Source organism: Collinsella aerofaciens (genome assembly GCF_040910185.1).
Classification (GTDB): Bacteria; Actinomycetota; Coriobacteriia; order Coriobacteriales; family Coriobacteriaceae; genus Collinsella; species Collinsella aerofaciens_BF.
This window is the reverse complement of sequence record NZ_JBDGBA010000013.1, coordinates 1-17,827: the sequence shown is the minus strand read 5'-3', so window position 1 is coordinate 17,827 and position 17,827 is coordinate 1. Positions and strand designations below refer to the sequence as shown.

The following is a 17,827-nucleotide window of genomic DNA, read 5'->3' as shown; positions in this document are numbered from 1 at the left end:
GTTTGGATGGGCATGGCTGGCGGGTGGGCGGTCTGGTTAGTGGCCCTTGATGGAGTTGAGGAAGTCCTGGGCGCGCTTGGTCTGGGGGTGGTCGAAGAACTCGTCGGGCGTGCCGGTTTCCACGATCTGGCCGTCGGCCATAAACACGACGCGGTCGGCCACGCGGCGGGCGAAGTTCATCTCGTGCGTGATGACGATCATCGTCATGCCCTGCTGGGCCAGACGGACCATGACCTCGAGCACCTCGTTGATCATCTCGGGGTCAAGGGCGCTTGTGGGCTCGTCAAAGAGCATGGCCTTGGGTTGCATGGCAAGCGAGCGGGCGATGGCTACGCGCTGTTGCTGGCCGCCCGAGAGCTGTGCGGGTACTTTATCGGCCTGCTCGGCCACGCCCACGCGCCTCAGCAGGTCCATGGCGCGCTCGCGGGCCTCGTCCTTGGAGACACCCAGCACATCGACCGGTCCCAGCATGACGTTCTGCAGCACCGTCATATGTGCAAACAGGTTGAACTGCTGAAACACCATGCCCAGCTCGGCACGCATGCGGGCAAGGTCCTTGCCTTCCTGCGGCAGGGGCTCGCCCTCGATGAGGATCTCGCCCGAGTCGATGGTTTCCAGGCGGTTGATGGTGCGGCACATGGTTGACTTGCCCGAGCCCGAGGGGCCGATCACAACGACGACCTCGCCGCGGTCGACCGAGAGATTGATGTCGTTGAGGACGTGTAGATCGCCGTAGTGCTTATCGACGTGTCTGAGCTCGATCAGCGGCTGATTGCCGGTGGAAGAGGTGCTCTGTGCCATGGTGCTCGGCTCCTTATGCTTTGAGAACGTGGGTACTTAGCGGATGATGGTCGCGCCGGTCTTGTGCGAAACATAGACAGCGGCCTTGTTAATCGCGACGTTGATGAGGATGTAGATGACCGCGATCACCAAGTAGACCGATACGAGTGCATCATAGTTGGTAATGAGCACGCGGGCATTTTGCATGAGGTCGGGGTAGCTCACCACATAGGCGACGGTGGTGTCTTTGACTACGACCACGAGCTGCGAAATCAACGACGGAATGATAAATCGAATCGCCTGCGGCAACACGATTTTAAAGGTGATTTTAGCTTTGGAGAGACCGAGCGCCTGGGCCGCCTCGACCTGGCCGCGCGGCACGGCATTGACGCCGGCGCGGAAGATCTCGGCAAGTACGCCGGCTGCAGCGAGCGCGACGGGGAGCGTGAGCATCCAAAACGACGGCAGCGCGATCTTGTACTGGGGCAGCACCAAAAAGAAGAAGTAGATGAACAGCAGGCTCGGCACGCCGCGGAAGAAATCGGTGAGCACGCGGCAGACCAGCTGCAGCGGCTTGATGTCGCTCGTGCGGCCGAGCATGAGAGCGAGGCCCAGCACCAGCGCGATGGCGCCAGCGGTGAGTGCGACTTTAACGGTGCCCTCAAAGCCGGCAAGCAAGAACTTCCAGGTGGTGAGGTGCGTAAAGAAATACCAATAGTGGACCGAAAGCTGGCCGGTCACATAAAAGCGCTGCAGTACCAGGGCGACGAGCGCGGCGACGGCGACGAGTGAGATGGCGGTGCCGATGCGAATCTTGGCGCGCATCTTGGGGCCGGGAGCCTCGTAGAGCGCATCACGCATGGTAAGCGCAGGGGAGGAATGCTTGCTCATCGGAGGATCCTCACCTTCTTATCGATATAGTTGCCAATGTGGCTTACCACAAAGGCCGTGCCCAGGTAGCCGAGCGCCGAGATAAAGAACGCGGCGACGCCGCCAAGTGAGCGCGTGTTGATGTAGCTCACCACGCCGGTGAGCTCCTGCGGCTTAAGCGGCACCTGGCTGCCGAGCGCGGTGGTGAGCATGACGGCGATAAAGAGGTTGGTCATGGGCAGCACGCTCGAGCGCAGTGCCTGCGGAATCACGATCTTGGCGAGGATGCGATTGAAGCTCATGCCGAGTGAACGTGCGGCTTCCACCTGGCCGACGCCGACGGTGTTGATGCCGCTCATAAAGTTCTCGGAGCCAAAGGCCGAGCCCAAAAGGACCGTGGCGACGATAACGCAGGTGCGGTAGGGCAGGACGACCTTGAGCGGCGGCAGCGCATAGACGACGATGATGAGCAGTGCGATGCCTGGGATGTTACGGAAGACCTGGACATACAGGTCGCCAAAGACGCGCAGCGGCTTGAGCGGCGACACGCGCATCACGGTGACGGCGACGGCCAGCACCATGGCGATGGCAAACGACTCAAGCGTCATGCCCCAGGTTGCTAGCAGCGCGTCGATATAGTTCTGGCCATAGAGCGACCAGAGCTCGGAGAGACTCATGCGGACCTCCCGCCGATAAGGAAAGGGGCTCCCGTGTGTACGGAAGCCCCGACAACTCAGTGAGGAAACAGTTTACCGCAATAAAGCGCACCATGCGTTTCCGTATGGTTTCGTTGCGGTCGTTACCAGGCTCGCTGCCTAGGCGCCGATCTCGGGCAGCTCGGGAACATTGGTGTCGCCCGTACGGTCGCCGATGCAGATCTGCCACAGCTCGGTCCAGGTGCCATCATCCTCGATCTTCTTAAGGAAGTCGTTGACAAAGGCGACGCCGTCGGAATCGAGCGGCAGACCGATGCCATAGGGCTCCTTGCTGCCGAAGGGCTTGCCGGCGATCTTGTATTTACCGGGCTCGCGGACCAGGGCACTCTGCTGCATGTTGTTATCGATGACGTAGGCGTCAACGCGGCTCTGCTGGAGTGCCTGGCGGGCCTCCTCGTCGGTCTTGAACTCCTGTTGGCTGGCCTTGGGGGCGAACTCCTCCAGGATGGCGGGGCCGTTGGAGCCGGACTGGACGGCGACGTTCTTATCGGCCAGGTCGTCGACGCTCTTGATGTCGTCGTTGTCGGCGAGCACCAGGATGGCCTGCTGCGTGTAGTAGTAGGGGCCGGCGAAGGAGACGAGCTTCTTGCGTTCGTCAGTGATGGTGTAGGTGGCAAAGACAGCGTCGACCTGGCCGTTCTGCAGGACGGACTCGCGCGTATCCGAGGTCACCTGGGTGATCTCGACCTTGTTCTCGCCCAGAATGTAGTTGGACAGGAGCTGTGCGATACCGGCATCGAAGCCGCGGGTCTGATCGTCTTTCTCGTTGAGGAGGGAGAAGAGCGTGGAGGTCTGAACGCCACCGATCTTAAAGACGCCGGCGTCCTTGACGGCGGTCGCCCAGGCGCTGGCGGCGATGGCGTCGTCATCGGCCTTGGGGCCGTTGTCGACGAGCTTGTCGAATGCCTTGGCATCGAGCGTGGCGGAAACCTCGGTATCCTCGGAGCTCTTGGAAGAGCCGGCGGCGGAACCCTTGTCGGCCTCGGCGCTGGTGTCGGAGCAGCCGGCAAGACCAAGGCCGGCGACGGTTGCGAAGGTGGCGGCAACGAAGCCGCGGCGGTCGAGAACGACCTGCTGGGAGAGGTTCTTGCTCATGGTAGAACACCTTTCTCAATAAAATCCCTAGCGGTTGAGTAGAGTTATACCCTATCGCGCTCAAATGGGTCAACACGAAATAACTCAGAAACATACTTACCTTATGGGTTATTCTGCCTACCAAAAAGGGACAGGTCTATTTTGGCAGGTTTTATCTGGGCAAACGTCGATTATTACAGCTGAGATAGCGTTTTGAAAACCACCACAAAGGGGACAGGCACCTTTGTGGTGGATCTTGCAGATGTGGCGGCCTGCCTCGCTGTTTTGTCTCAATCTGTAACAGTTAGACGGGAATTCAGGCCCTAGATGTTACAGATCGAGATAATTGAGTTGGGAAAATAAAAACCTCCGCAGGGGTGCTTCCCTTGCGGAGGTTTTCTTACTCGTTGAGTAGCCTTACGGCTTCGGCGGCCATGTTCTCGATCGTCATGCCGTTCTGTGCGAGCAGCTCGTTGGGGTCGTAGCGGTCGGGGAAGCCCTTGGCGATGCCGAAGGTGCGCGTGCGCAACGGCGTGCATGCCAGATAGCATGCCACGCGCTCGCCCCAGCCGCCGTCCAAGATGCCGTCCTCGAGGGTGACGACAACGCGATGCTCGGCGGCAAGACTGTCGAGGAACTCGCGGTCGAGCTCGGTTGCAAAGCGCGGGTTGACGAGCGTGGCCTCGATGCCGTACTCGGCAGTCAGACGGTTTGCCACGCGCTCACCCAGCTCAAAGAAATCGCCAAGCGCGAGCACGGCAACGTCGCGGCCCTGACGCACCACGTTGTAGCGAACGGCGCTGTAGTCGGTGTCTTCGGCGGGCGCAAGGTCGGGGCGGCTTACCAGGCCGATGCCCGGTACGCGGATTGCCACGGGATGCTCGCGGTGGTCGAGCGACCAGCTCAGCATGGACAGATATTCCTCCATGCAGGCCGGCGCCAAGTAGTGCATGTTGGGAAGACCGCCCAGCATGGAAATATCAAAGAACGAAAGATGCGTCTCGGACGTGGTGCCAAAGATTGACGCACCAAACACCAAAATGGTTGCGGGGACGTCGTTGAGGCACAGGTCGTGCCACAGCTCGTCGTAGGCGCGCTGCAAAAACGTACCGTACACACCAAAGACTGGCTTGGCGCCCGAGCGCGCAAGCGCGGTGGCAAAGGTCACGGCGTGCTCCTCGGCAATGCCCACATCGACGAACTGTTTGCCGGCGGCAGCGCGAAGCTCGGGTGTAAAGCCCATGATGTAGGGCGTGGCGGCCGTGATGCCAACGACCTGTGGATCGCGCTCGATGGCGGCGCTGAGCGCCTCGCCCGTAATGTCAGCATAGGTGCGCGGCGCGGGCTCGCTCGGATGGCCCGGGCAAAGCTTGCGCCCAGTCGCCATGTCAAACGGACCCACGTGGTGCCAGCGTTCGGGGTCGCTCTGGGCCGGCTCAAAGCCCTTGCCCTTGGCGGTGGAGACGTGCAGCACGATGGGATGATCGATATTGCGCAGTTCCTGCAGCGCGTCGACCAGGGCCAACACGTCGTTGCCGGCGTCCAAATAACGGTAGTCGAGTCCCATCGCGCGGAAAACGTTGCGCTCACAGGTGCCGTTGCTGGTGCGCAGCTCGGCCAGATTGCGATAGAGGCCACCGTGGTTCTCGGCGATGGACTGGTCGTTATCGTTGACGATGATGATCAGGTTGCTGTCGAGTTCGGCGGCATTGTTGAAGCCCTCAAACGCCAAGCCGCCCGAAAGCGAGCCGTCGCCAATGATGGTGATGACGTTGTAGCTGTCGCCCGCCAGATCGCGGGCGTGTGCCAAGCCGCAGCCCAGGCTCACCGATGTGGAGGTGTGGCCCATGGCGAACAGGTCGTGCTCGGACTCGTCGGGATTGGCAAAGCCAGAAGCCTCGCCAAAACGTTCCGGATCGATATAGGTATACGCGCGCCCGGTCAGCGCCTTGTGGGCGTAGGTCTGGTGCGAAACGTCAAAGACAATCTTGTCGATAGGGGAGTTAAACACGCGATGAAGCGCAACCGTAAGCTCAACGACGCCCAGGTTGGGGGCAACGTGTCCGCCGACAGCGGCGGAGCTTTCGAGGATGGCGTGGCGAATCTCGCCGCAGAGCAGCGGAAGCTCGGCGCGGTCGAGAGCCTTGACGTCCTCGGGCGTTGTCGTTTGCGTAAGCAGCATCGTTGTGGGTTACTCCATGCGAATCGAGCGCCGGCGCTCCCTCGGCCGACACAATTGCACAAGACAGTCTCGCACATTTTGGCGTTTGATATGTGACGGCGGCGCGGTAATTCGACAACTGGTGGGGCAAAACGTTTTGTCCGATGCCATACTGATAGATTCGATGATGATTTTTTCAATACGTGCAGGCTGTGGCTTGCCGCCGTGAGCCGCTGGAGGGAGGCAGCATGTCCGATGCCGTTCGTGCCGAGAAAATCGCGCGCGAAGTAGACCATGCTGCCCGTCAACTGGCACAGGCGGGCCGTCTGGACCTGACGCGCGAGTTTATCCAACATGGCGATGTGACGGTCTATGCGCACGTGACTTCGGTAGCGCGGGCGAGCCTGTCCTTTGCCGAGCGCCTGGGCCGCGTCGGTGTTTCGGTCGACCGCGCCTCGTTGCTGCGCGGAGCCTTGTTACACGATTACTTTCTCTACGATTGGCACGACCCCGACCCGAGCCATCGACTGCACGGATTCCGGCATCCATTTTTTGCTCTGGCGCGTGCCGAGGAAGATTTTGAGCTGACGCCGCGCGAGCGGAATATTATCGTGCGGCATATGTTTCCGCTGGTGCCGGTGCCGCCGACGTGTCGCGAGGCGTGGATTGTGTGCCTGGCGGATAAATGGTGTGCTCTGCGTGAGACGGTCGCCGGCCGCCTGCCGCGCAAGGATGAGACGGACGATAGCGTGAGCAAAGCATCGAGTGAAAAGAGGAGAGGGTAGACGGTGGAAACCGCGATTGATATGGCGTTTGGCGGCGCGACGCTTGCCGCCTGCCCACTCTCGGCACTGGTGCTCTCGTTTGCCTTTTACGGGTTTTGCGGTTGGGTATGGGAGTCGACAGTATGCGCCATGCTCAATCACGGACGATTTGCCAACAGTGGCTTTTTGCTGGGGCCGTGTTGTCCTATCTATGGTGTGGGCGGCATTGCCTGCTGGCTGCTGTTGCGCGGGATTCCGGATGCCTCGAGCCAGTTTGTCGCTGCAGCGCTCGTTTGCAGCGTGATTGAGTACAGCGTAGGCGTGCTGTTGGAAAAAACAACGGGCGCTCGCTTTTGGGACTATTCGCACCTGCCGTTTAACCTGCACGGACGTATCTGCCTGTACTGGGCATGCGCGTTTGGCCTGGGTGCGCTGTGCATTTGCCGTTTAGTGGAGCCGGCATTGCTGGGGCTGCTTGGTCATCTGCCGGTGCTGATTGTGCGGCTGTCCTCCTTTATCGTCGCGGTCGCGATGATGGTCGACGCGGCGTGCTCGTTGGCCAGCTGGCGCCGCCTGTCGGATCAGCTGGAGCGTGTGCGCGCCGACCTTGCCGACCGCATCAACGAGTCGCTTGCTGATGCGTCCGACTCCATGCTCGAACGTATTCCCGATTCGGCGATCGACTCGGTGACACAGACGCATATCCGCAGTCGTGCCGTTAACGCGTGGCTGGCCGAGCTGGGCGACGCGACGCTCGATGCCCTGCGCGAGAAGGCTTCGATGCCGACGTTTATCGCGGACGGTGCTCGCGGCCTGGCGCTCGCTGCCCGTCGCGTGGCCGATGCCGCGCCGAGCATGCCGCGTCCGTCGCTCAGCCGTCGCCTTGCCGGTAAGCGCATGAGCCGTCCGGTGCCGAGCGTGTCACTCAGTCGTCGTGACCTGCGCTTCTTTAACGCCTTCCCGCGTCTGCGCATCAACCACTACGAAGGTGTCATCCGAGCAACTAATCTCCGCGACCGCGCCCACGAGCTGTTTCGGCGCTAGCCGGGACGGGGCGCTCGCGGCTCCCTTGCTCGCGTATTTCCCGTTCGTTTCTCGTCCGTTGCCGCGCCGTTTCCAAGATTGCGGTGCCGTTTCCATTCGACAACGCAGCGTTTAACAACGCCGTACCTGGTCTACACCAGTTGCCCCTCGGTCGCATCATGGGCGCCGACAACGTTCATGCGACCAAGGGGGAGCGAATGTACGATACGGGATCGACAACGTTTATGCTCATCTGTACCATGCTCGTGTTTTTAATGACACCGGGTCTGGCGTTTTTCTATGGCGGCCTGTCCAGGCGCAAAAATGTCATCAACACCATGCTTATGTGCTTTGGCGCCATTGGCCTGGTTGGTGTGCTGTGGATTGTTGCCGGCTGGTCGCTGGCCTACGGCGGCAACGGCTCTAGTCCGTTTATTGGGGGCTTTGACCAACTGCTGTGCCTGCCGGTGCTCAACCAGGTGCTTCAGGCGGCCGAGAGCAATGCTGCGGACGGTGCCGTCTACCCTCAGATCATCAACATCGCCTTCCAGATGGCATTTGCCATGATCACGGCCGCTATCGTCACGGGCAGTCTGGCCGGGCGCGTTAAGTTTGGTGCCATGACGGCATTCCTGGGCATTTGGCTGCTCGTGGTCTACGCGCCGCTCGCCCACATGGTGTGGGGCGGCGAGGGCTCCTTTATCGGTGACATCATCGGCGCGCTCGACTTTGCCGGCGGCGACGTGGTGCACATCTCGTCCGGTCTGACGGGCTTGATTCTCTGCCTGATGCTCGGCCGTCGTCGCGGTTTTGGCATGGTGAGCTATCGCCCGCATAACGTACCGTTTGTAGCGTTGGGCGCCGGCCTGCTTTGGTTTGGCTGGTTTGGCTTTAACGGCGGCAGCGAGTTCAAGGCCGACGCCGTGGCGGCGCTTGCCATCCTCAACACCGTGACGGCCAGCGCGGCGGGCATGGTCTCGTGGCTTGCCGTCGAGCGCGTACACACCGGTCGTCCCACGCTGGTGGGTGCCAGCACCGGTCTGGTCGCGGGCCTTGTGGTTGTCACGCCGGGCGCGGGCTTTGTCGAACCGTGGGCGGCGCTGGTCATGGGCCTGATCGTCTCGCCCGTCTGCTACCTGGCCATCAGCCATCTCAAGACCAAGTTTGGCTACGACGATGCACTCGACGCGTTTGGCTGCCACGGCATCGGCGGCATCTTGGGCGGCGTGCTCACGGGGCTGTTCTGCGTGCCGGAGCTCTCATGGACCGGTAAGGGCGGCCTGTTCTACACGGGCGACGTGTCGCTGCTCATCTCGCAGATTTTGGGCATTGTGGTGACGGTTGCTATTGTGCTGGTGCTCGATTTGGTGATCGCCGCAGTGGTCAAGGCGCTGTTCTACGGCAGCCTGCGTGTGGACGAGGCCGACGAGGCGCTGGGCCTGGATGCGAGTCAGCACGGCGAGAGCGCATATCCCTCCTTCTCGGGACTTGACTAGCGGCTTCCCCAGGCACCGCATCTTGGGTTTCAAACCGTCGCTTGCGTACAAAAGTACGCGGCGTTCCTCTTTCAATCCAATCTGCGGCATCTGGGAAACCCGCGTCTCATGTAAAGGGATACGTTGATTATTGAGAGGAATTCATTATGAAAAAGATCACGGCTATCGTGCGCCAGGAAAAGCTTGAGGTTCTTAAAGATGCGCTGTTTGCTGCTGATGTTCGCGGTATGACTATCAACCAGGTGCAGGGCTGCGGCGCGCAGCATGGCTGGAAGGAATACGTGCGCGGCAACGAGTTGCTTGTCAACACGATCCCTAAGGTGCAGTTCACGCTCATTTGCGCCGATGAGCATGTCGACGGAATTGTCGAGATTATCTGCAATGCTGCTCGCACCGGTGCCGTTGGAGACGGCAAGATCTGGGTCGAGCCGGTCGAGGAAGTTATCCGCATCCGCACCGGCGAACACGGCCCCGCCGCGGTGTAGAACAATCTTTCGCCTGACGGGCGTGCCTCTCTTGGGGTGCGCCCGTTCTCGTCTACAATATCGTGCAGACGAAGGAGAGGCATGCCCATGATCAAGATGTTTGCGAGTGACTTAGACGGAACGCTGCTGAATGCCCTACACGAGGCCGACGGAACCATCCGCCGCGCCATTCGCGAGCTGACCGAAGCCGGGCTGCATGTGGTTCCCGCGACCGGACGCTCGACGCTGCCGATCGGCGAGCATGGCTTCACAGGTCTGGCACTCGACGCCTGCTGCTCCAACGGATCCATCGTGCGCGACAGCCATGGTGAGGTGCTCAAGACCTGGACCATCGACCCGCAGGTTACCGAGGAGCTGCTCAAAGCGTTCCCGGACATTTGCTTCGACTGCTCCACGCCCGACGGCATGTTCTCGAGCGGTTCGTTCGAGATGCACCAGGCGGGCTTTAAAAAGGACAGTCCTATCAAGCGCATCGTGATGCGCGGCATGCGTGCACGTGGCGGGTATCACGAGGAACAGTATTTCGACCAGTCGATCGGTGACATCCTGCGTCATGACGTGTGCAAAATCAACTGCCGCGTGACCTCGCCCGAGCTGGAGCGCGACCTTAAGGCATATTTGGCTGAGCGATCGGACCGCGTGGTCAACGCGCCGTTCGATCCGGTGATGTTCGAGATCACGGACGTGGCGTGCAACAAGGGCGAGAGCGTGGCGTGGCTGGCGGGCTACTACGGTATTGCCGAGGACGAGGTCGCGGTCTACGGCGACGGCGGCAACGACATTGCCATGCTCAAACGCTTCCGCCACAGCTACGCGACCAAAAACGCAAGCGATGCCGCCAAGGCCGCCGCGAGCGCGACCATCGGCAGCTGCATGGTCCACGCCGTCCCCAAACACATGCTCGCCACCATGCACAAGCAAAATTCCCGCACCGTCATCGAATAATGTGACAAAGGGACAGCCCCTTTTTCACGAGAACCCTGCACCTTTGGCATGCGAACATATATTCGTATATATAACTAAGTTTTGATAGAATCGGTATCGTTGACGGCAGCTCCATGTGTCGGGCAGCGCCCTCCATCTGATGGGAGGTGATGCCCATGACCGATTTGATTGATTTCGTGAGACTTCTGACCGCTTTGGTCTCGTTCTTCACGGCACTTGTCGGCCTTTCCGAGGCACTCAAGCAGCGTTCGAAGCGCAACAGAAGGGGTCGCCGCCGCTAAGGCGTTGACCCCCTAATGCAAACAACGGCGCTGCCCAGCTTTCCAGAACTTGGGCTGCCGTCGACACTATTCTACCCACGAATGACATTTTGAACAATCGGCAATGCCGCTTCAAAAGCCAGGCACAACTGGCACAACCTAGGCGGTCGCTGAATGTGACAAAGGGACCGTCCCTTTGTCACAGCCCAAATATTGCCTTTACGTGTTGATGCACACGGTGTGCAATAATACTCGCACTGTGCAATAGCGCACAGGCTGAGTAACAAGGAGGACGCTTGTCCCAGCTCGAGAAATGCGATCGCCGGTCCCTTCGCTCGCAGCGTGCCCTTCGCCAGGCACTTGCTAGCGAGCTTGCCGAAAGCGGCGACCTTTCGCGCATTAATGTCGCGTCGCTCACCGAGCGCGCTGGCCTTACGCGTCGCACGTTCTATTCGCATTACCGCGATATCCCCGACTTTATCAATCAAATCGAGGACGGCTTGCTGGCCGAGATCCGTGAGCGCATTGAGCTCATCACCGCAGCTCAGCTGCCCGACCTCTATCACAACATCGATGATCTTGAGCCGGCACCCGGTTCGGTTGAGCTGCTGCGCTATCTTGCGGCCAATCGCGACCTTATCGGGGCCCTGCTGGGCCCGGGCGGCGACCCCGCCTTTATTAAAAAGATTATCGACACCGCGCGTGAGGCCGTGGTGCCTCGTGCGCAGACGGGCATTTTGGGCCTGGCGCTGGGTACATTCTTTGACTACTACGTTACCTACGTCGTGAGTGCCGAGGTCGGCCTGATTCAGCGCTGGTTTGAGCGTGGGCTCACCGAATCGCCCGAAGCCATGGCGCGCATTATGACGGTTATCGCCTTTGTGCGTCCCGGCGACCTATATGGCCAACCCATCGATATCAACGTGCCGGAATACGGCATGAAGCTATTGAACTTGCAGCTCGAGGACGCGGTCGACACCGCCGCAACCATCGAGTCCAACAACTAAGAGGAGAGACAGATGAGCAAACTCGTCGAGGGCATTAAGGACCGTATGGTCGCTGCCGCGCGTGAGGCCGCGCCCGCCGTGATGGACGCCGCGCAGAAGGCCGCGACCGCGGCTGCCGAGAAAGTTGCTGAGGCAGTTGCCGATGCCAAGAACGCGGCAGGGGGGACGTCCGTCGCTAACGAGCCCGCCACCGCCGCTGAGCCCGTAGCCGCCACTGCCGCCCACGCTCCCGAAGGCGCGGTCTTCAACCCCGAGGCCGCCCACGGCAACCTGCACTTGGGCATCGACGTGGGCTCCACCACCGTTAAGCTCGCCGTGCTCAACGACGATAACCAGATCGTCTACGCCAAGTACCAGCGCCACCACACCGACGTCCGTGCCTGCGCCCGTGATCTGTTCGAGGGCGCTGCGACCGTGCTGCCGACGGCCCAGATGACCTGCGCCATTACCGGCTCGGGTGGCCTGCTGCTGTCCCAGTGGCTCGACCTGGAGTTTGTCCAGGAGGTCATCGCCAGCAAGCGCGCCGTCGAGACCCTCATCCCGGCCACCGATGTCGCTATCGAGTTGGGCGGCGAGGACGCCAAGATCATCTACTTCGACAACGGCATCGAGCAGCGCATGAACGGCACCTGCGCCGGCGGCACGGGCGCCTTCATCGACCAGATGGCCACTCTGCTGCACACCGACGCCAGCGGCCTTAACGAACTCGCGGCCAACGCCACCACCATCTATCCCATCGCCAGCCGCTGCGGCGTTTTTGCCAAGACCGACGTGCAGCCGCTGCTCAACGAAGGCGCCCGTCCCGAGGACGTCGCCGCTTCCATCTTCCAGGCCGTCGTGACCCAGACCATCTCGGGTCTGGCGTGCGGCCGTCCCATCCGCGGTAACGTCGCCTTCTTGGGCGGCCCGCTGCAGTATCTCTCCGAGCTGCGCCATCGCTTCTACCTCACGCTCAACCTGGACGAGGAGCACCGCATTGTGCCCCAAAACGCCCACCTGTTTGTGGCGAGCGGCGCCGCCATGGCGCATGAGTCCAACAAGCTCAGCACGTTCCCGCAGCTCATCGAGGCTATCGATGCCCTGGGTGACACACAGGGTGCCGAGGTCGAGCGCCTGGATCCGCTCTTTGCCACCGACGAGGACTTCGCCGAGTTCAAAACCCGCCACGACACCGAGGTCGTCCCCAAGGGCAAGCTCGACGGCTACACCGGCCGCGTGTTCATCGGCATCGACGCCGGCTCCACCACCATGAAGGCCGCGCTCGTGGGCGAGGACGGCCAGCTGCTGCACACCTGGTACGGCAACAACAACGGTGACATCCTGGGCACGGCCAAGGTCATCATGGCCGATTTCTACAATCACATCCCTGCCGGCTGCACCATCGGCCACGTGACCACCACGGGCTACGGCGAGGCGCTGCTCATCGAGGCCCTCAAGGCCGACTCCGGCGAGATTGAGACCGTCGCGCACCTGCGCGGCGCCAAGGCATTCCTGCCCGGCGTCGAGTTCATTCTGGACATTGGCGGCCAGGACATGAAGTGCCTGCGCGTCAAGGACGGCGTTATTGAGCACATCATGCTCAACGAGGCCTGCTCGTCGGGTTGCGGTAGCTTTATCGAGAGCTTCGCCGTCTCTATGAACATGGACGTGCGCGCGTTCGCCAACGCCGCCATCCATGCCAAGGCCCCGGTCGACCTGGGCAGTCGCTGCACGGTCTTTATGAACTCGCGCGTCAAGCAGGCGCAAAAGGAAGGCGCCACGGTGGGCGACATTGCGGCCGGCCTGTCCTATTCCGTCATCAAGAATGCCCTGTTCAAAGTCATTAAGTTGCGCGATCCCAAGGAGATCGGCAGCCAGGTGATCGTCCAAGGCGGCACCTTTATGTCCGATGCCACGCTGCGCGCGTTTGAGCAGCTCACCGGCGTTCATGCCGTGCGTCCCGACATCGCCGGCTGCATGGGCGCCTACGGCGCGGCCCTGCTCGCTCGCGATCGCGCTGGCGCCGACGGCACCTCGACCATCCTCTCGGCTGAGGACATCGCGCACCTCACCGTGACGCAAAAGCATGTCCGCTGCGGCCGTTGCTCCAACAACTGCCAGCTTACCGTCAACGACTTTGGCGGTGGCAGGCGCTTCATTACCGGCAACCGCTGCGAGAAGGGCGCCGGCCACAAAAAGCAGAAGACCGAGGCCCCCAACCTCTTCAAAAAGAAAAACGAGCTGCTCTTTAACCGCGAGGTCCTGAGCCCCGACGAGGCCCCGCGCGGCACCGTCGGCATCCCGCGCGCGCTCAACATGTACGAGAACTACCCCTTCTGGCACGCGTTCTTTACGCGCCTGGGCTTTAGCGTGCAGCTGTCCGACCAGTCGAGCAAGAAGACCTACCAGGCGGGCATCGAGTCCATGCCGTCCGAGAGCGTGTGCTACCCGGCAAAGATGAGCCACGGCCACGTGATGAACCTTATCGACCGTGACGTCGACTTCATCTGGATGCCGTGCGTGCGTTGGGAGCGCAAGGAGGATCCGACGGCTGGCAACTGCTATAACTGCCCCATCGTCATGAGCTACCCCACGGCGCTGGCGCTCAATATCGACGAGATTCGCGAGCAGAACATCGAGTTCCTGTACCCGTTTGTGCCCTATCACGACAAGACCGAGCTCAAGCGCCGTCTGTACCAGGTGCTCGCCGTCGACCGCGTGGCCGATGCTGAGGCCGGTCGCGGTCGCGTGCGCGGTCCTAAAATCACGCGCTCCGAGGTCGATGCCGCCGTCAACGCTGCCTTTGAGGCCGATGCGCGCTTCCACGAGGACATCCAGACCATGGGCGAGGAGGCTCTTAAGTGGGTCGAGGACCACGGCGGCCACGGCATTGTGCTCGCCGGCCGTCCTTACCACAATGACCCCGAGATCAACCACGCCCTGCCTGAGCTTATCTCGAGCTTTGGCTTTGCGGTCTTTACCGAGGATTCGCTTGCGCATCTGATAAAGCCCGAGCGTCCGATTCGCGTCGTTGACCAGTGGATGTACCACAGCCGCCTGTACGCCGTCGCCCGCTTTGTGACGATGCGCAACGACCTGGACCTAATCCAGCTCAACTCCTTCGGCTGCGGTCTGGATGCTCTGACCACCGATCAGGTGCAGGAGATTCTGGAAGCCAGTGGCAAGATCTACACCGTGCTCAAGATCGACGAGGTGTCCAACCTGGGCGCCGCGCGCATCCGCATCCGCTCGCTCATGGCTGCGCTCAAGGACCAGGAGGCCGAGCGCCTGGCCGATGCCACGGCCGCGGGCGAGGCCTACGAGCAAGGCGATGCCGCGCCGGTGGCGCCCTCCACGGATGCCCCCGCGTTCGCGAGCCGCAAGTACACGTTCGAGGCGCAGCGTGAGAGCGCATCGACCGCGTGGCCCAAGGTGCCCTTTACCGAGCAGATGCGCGAGGAGGGCTATACCATCCTGTGCCCGCAGATGGCGCCGATCCACTTTGACCTGGTCAAAGAGGTGTTCCGTGGTGCTGGCTACAACTTGGAGCTGCTGCCCTCGACTGACCACGATGCCGTCGAGGCTGGCCTGCGCTACGTGAACAACGACATTTGCTATCCGTCGATCCTGGTGACGGGCCAGATTATGGAGGCCATCGAGAGCGGTCGGTACGACCTGTCCAAGACGGCTGTGGTCATCAGCCAGACCGGCGGCGGCTGCCGTGCCACCAACTACATCGCGCTCATCCGCAAGGCCCTGCGCGAGAGCGGCCACCCCGAGATCCCGGTGATCTCGCTTTCGGCCGTGGCGCTCGGCGAGGACAACCCCGGCTTTAAGATTACGCCGGCACTGCTTAAGCAGGCAGTCTACGCGGTGCTCTTTGGCGATGTGATGATGCAGATGCTCTACCGCTGCCGCCCGTACGAGGCAGCGCCCGGTGCCGCCAATGCGCTTTACGAGGAGTACATGGCGCGCGCCCGCAAGCTGGCGCCCAAGTTCAACCGCCACAACTACACCAAGCTGTGCCGCGAGGCCATCCGCGCGTTCGACACCATGCCGCTCGTGGGCGAGGGCACCAAGCCGCGCGTGGGCGTGGTCGGCGAGATCCTGGTCAAGTTCCATCCCACGGCTAACAACCATGTGGTCGACGTGATCGAGCGCGAGGGCTGCGAGGCCGTAGTACCGGGTCTGCTCGACTTCTTCCTGTACTCCATGAGCAACGCCGAGCTGCAGAAGGATGAGCTGGGTAGCTCTGCTACCACGCGCGCTGGTATGCAGGCGCTCATCAAACTCGTGGACTGGATGCGTACGCCGGTGGAGGAGATGCTCGAGAAGTCCCGCCGCTTCGAGGCGCCCGAGCGCATCGGCACCATGGCCGACAAGGCCCGCACGGTGCTTTCGGTGTGCAACAACATGGGCGAGGGCTGGCTGCTCACGGCCGAGATGCTCGACCTGATCGACCACGGCGCACCCAACATCATCTGCACGCAGCCCTTCGCGTGCCTGCCCAACCACGTGGTGGGCAAGGCCGTGATTAAGGAGCTGCGCCGCCAGCATCCCGAGAGCAACATCGTTGCGGTGGACTACGACCCCGGTGCATCCGAGGTCAACCAGCTCAACCGTATTAAGCTCATGATCAGTGTGGCAAAGGAGAATATGCGCGCCGGCAAGGGCTTTAAGCTTGAGAAGGTGGCGCCGCTCGCGATGGACGAGGTCACCGGCCAGATGCGTGCCCATGACGGCTGCGTGAGCTGCGGCTCGGTCGATGAGAGTGCCGTGGCGTCGGTCGCTGAGCGCCTGAGACGCGGTGTGAAGTAGCTAAATTATTCCGACGCTAACAGCGGCTTGCCGAAATAATGTGTGAGGCGCGGTGGCGGCCATCTGGCTGTCGCCGCGCCATCTTTCTCTGGCTTGGTCTGGGGCGGTGCTGACAATGAATGGTGCGGTCAGTGCTCGGCTCAACCCGCTGAGAAGGTGGGGCTGAGCCATTTATTTCGGAAGTGGGGCACAGGCTTGCGGGTGGTGAGTGGGTCACTGATTTGGCAAGAGTCTGTCAGGCCCTCGTTGTTTTCTCTCGGAATACTTCAAAAAACATGGGCTGACCCACGCTTCTGTTCTGGCGGAATACGTTGCTGTTTTGCATGGAATTAGCATGCCCGTCACATTCAGCTGGAAAGGTCTCCTCTTTCAGCGCTTTTTAAACATCGAGAGAGCTGGCGTGCCTCAAGTTGAATGCAGCTTATCGCGTGATGAGTTTGCGCTTGGGTATCGTTTGAATTTGAAACGCAGTAAAAAGGGATTGATATTCTGTCTTGTTCGTCTAGGCAAACGATTTTTGCTGGATAGCCTATCCTGAATTGAGACGCTTGCGAGGCTATGGTCAGAATAATCCCATGCTTATGAATCAGAAAATCGGACAAATTTTGCTGGTCTGCTAAGTTAATATTCTCGTAGGAAGGGGAAAGGCCCAGATGGTTAAATACTGAGTTTATTCTCTTTCGACAATATCGAATGTCACAGGTGTTTGCAATTGGATATCGAGCCACCGCGTTTAGATTTACCGTTGCGCGACTAGCTAATGGGTGACTGCTTTCAACTAAGAGGTTGACTTCGGCATTCAATAAAAAATGTGATTCAAAAAGATTGGTGTCTACTTGTCCAGCGACAATTGCAATGTCGATTTGTCTGTCAAGTAGAAGGGATAAACACGTTCCGCGGTAATGTCGAGAAAGTTGGTGTAGCGCCCGATCCGAAGTGAGTCGGCCCGGCGTCCTGGAATCTGGAATACGGTTGATATCCTATGCCGCCTCGACCCTGTCCGCAAGCTCGAGGCCGGACTCGAGCATCTTCCTGGCCTCCGCCTCGAGCCGCGCCCACTCGACGGGACCGTCGATTCCCCGAGTGCGACCGTCATCGTAGAGCTCGTTCATCCTCACCTCCGAGAAGTACCTGGACTCCTGCCATATCTCGTCCTGCTCGCACATGACCGCGCCCGCGAGCCGCACCAGCGAGCCCGTGGAGGGGAACACCTGCACGACGCGCGACCTGCGCTTTATCTCCCGGTTGGTCCTCTCCTGCACGTTGTTGGTGCGCAGGCGCTTCCAGTGGGTCGGCGGGAAGTCGAGGTAGGCCAGCGCGTCGGGCTCGGCCTCCTCCAGCACCGCCGCCGCCCTGGGGCAGCACCCCTCCAGCTGTTTTCGTCAAGACCGTAGTTTCATGGGTGGCACGCAAAACTTTCAGGCCTGGCACTGCAAGATTTTATGTTCG

At 60.9% G+C, this 17,827-nt stretch carries 14 protein-coding genes and 1 pseudogene; 8 read left to right on the top strand and 7 right to left on the bottom strand.

Annotated elements, in window-relative coordinates; all coding sequences use genetic code 11:
• Nucleotides 1-36: 36 nt before the first annotated feature.
• From AB5Z54_RS06430 to AB5Z54_RS06410, 5 genes are all read right to left on the bottom strand, one after another.
• Nucleotides 37-801 carry an amino acid ABC transporter ATP-binding protein gene (locus tag AB5Z54_RS06430; RefSeq protein ID WP_368160850.1) on the bottom strand — a complete coding sequence of 255 codons (765 nt, stop codon included), beginning with the start codon at nt 799-801 and terminating at the stop codon, nt 37-39.
• A gap of 36 nt (nt 802-837) precedes the next feature.
• Nucleotides 838-1,671 (bottom strand): amino acid ABC transporter permease, encoded by an 834-nt coding sequence (locus AB5Z54_RS06425; protein WP_368160849.1) that lies wholly within the window; start codon nt 1,669-1,671, stop codon nt 838-840.
• On the bottom strand, nt 1,668-2,327 hold the full coding sequence (locus AB5Z54_RS06420) for an amino acid ABC transporter permease (protein WP_006234894.1): 660 nt from the start codon (nt 2,325-2,327) through the stop codon (nt 1,668-1,670). The genes AB5Z54_RS06425 and AB5Z54_RS06420 overlap by 4 nt, the downstream gene beginning before the upstream one ends.
• 138 nt (nt 2,328-2,465) lie before the next feature.
• Complete coding sequence (locus tag AB5Z54_RS06415; protein WP_368134947.1) at nt 2,466-3,461, bottom strand: glutamate ABC transporter substrate-binding protein; 996 nt, start codon at nt 3,459-3,461, stop codon at nt 2,466-2,468.
• A 379-nt stretch (nt 3,462-3,840) separates the two neighbouring features.
• Nucleotides 3,841-5,622 carry a 1-deoxy-D-xylulose-5-phosphate synthase gene (locus tag AB5Z54_RS06410; RefSeq protein WP_368134948.1) on the bottom strand — a complete coding sequence of 594 codons (1,782 nt, stop codon included), beginning with the start codon at nt 5,620-5,622 and terminating at the stop codon, nt 3,841-3,843.
• Between the two features lie 227 nt (nt 5,623-5,849).
• On the opposite strand from AB5Z54_RS06410, the gene AB5Z54_RS06405 reads away from it, so the two are divergent.
• From AB5Z54_RS06405 to AB5Z54_RS06370, 8 genes are all read left to right on the top strand, one after another.
• The gene (locus AB5Z54_RS06405; RefSeq protein ID WP_055286820.1) at nt 5,850-6,386 is read left to right on the top strand and encodes an HD domain-containing protein; all 537 of its coding nucleotides are present in this window, start codon (nt 5,850-5,852) and stop codon (nt 6,384-6,386) included.
• Nucleotides 6,387-6,389: 3 nt separating this feature from the next.
• The gene (locus AB5Z54_RS06400) at nt 6,390-7,409 is read left to right on the top strand and encodes a putative ABC transporter permease (protein ID WP_368134949.1); all 1,020 of its coding nucleotides are present in this window, start codon (nt 6,390-6,392) and stop codon (nt 7,407-7,409) included.
• Nucleotides 7,410-7,606: 197 nt separating this feature from the next.
• Nucleotides 7,607-8,884 (top strand): ammonium transporter, encoded by a 1,278-nt coding sequence (locus tag AB5Z54_RS06395; protein WP_368134950.1) that lies wholly within the window; start codon nt 7,607-7,609, stop codon nt 8,882-8,884.
• A gap of 146 nt (nt 8,885-9,030) precedes the next feature.
• A complete protein-coding gene (locus AB5Z54_RS06390; protein WP_089572298.1) occupies nt 9,031-9,369 on the top strand; it encodes a P-II family nitrogen regulator in 339 nt (112 codons plus the stop codon).
• Nucleotides 9,370-9,456: 87 nt separating this feature from the next.
• Nucleotides 9,457-10,314, top strand: a complete 858-nt coding sequence (locus AB5Z54_RS06385; protein ID WP_349074667.1) for an HAD-IIB family hydrolase — start codon at nt 9,457-9,459, stop codon at nt 10,312-10,314.
• A gap of 155 nt (nt 10,315-10,469) precedes the next feature.
• A complete protein-coding gene (locus AB5Z54_RS06380; RefSeq protein ID WP_022094649.1) occupies nt 10,470-10,595 on the top strand; it encodes a hypothetical protein in 126 nt (41 codons plus the stop codon).
• 275 nt (nt 10,596-10,870) lie between these two features.
• The gene (locus AB5Z54_RS06375) at nt 10,871-11,581 is read left to right on the top strand and encodes a TetR/AcrR family transcriptional regulator (RefSeq protein ID WP_368134951.1); all 711 of its coding nucleotides are present in this window, start codon (nt 10,871-10,873) and stop codon (nt 11,579-11,581) included.
• Between the two features lie 12 nt (nt 11,582-11,593).
• Entirely contained in the window at nt 11,594-16,378 is a 4,785-nt protein-coding gene (locus AB5Z54_RS06370; protein ID WP_368160847.1) for an acyl-CoA dehydratase activase-related protein, read from the top strand.
• A 347-nt stretch (nt 16,379-16,725) separates the two neighbouring features.
• On the opposite strand, the gene AB5Z54_RS06365 is transcribed toward AB5Z54_RS06370, so the two are convergent.
• Nucleotides 16,726-17,346, bottom strand: coding sequence for a LysR substrate-binding domain-containing protein (locus tag AB5Z54_RS06365; RefSeq protein ID WP_368160885.1), 621 nt, complete (start codon nt 17,344-17,346; stop codon nt 16,726-16,728).
• A gap of 12 nt (nt 17,347-17,358) precedes the next feature.
• Nucleotides 17,359-17,733, bottom strand: a pseudogene (locus AB5Z54_RS06360) (transposase); the annotation flags it as partial.
• Nucleotides 17,734-17,827 lie beyond the last annotated feature (94 nt).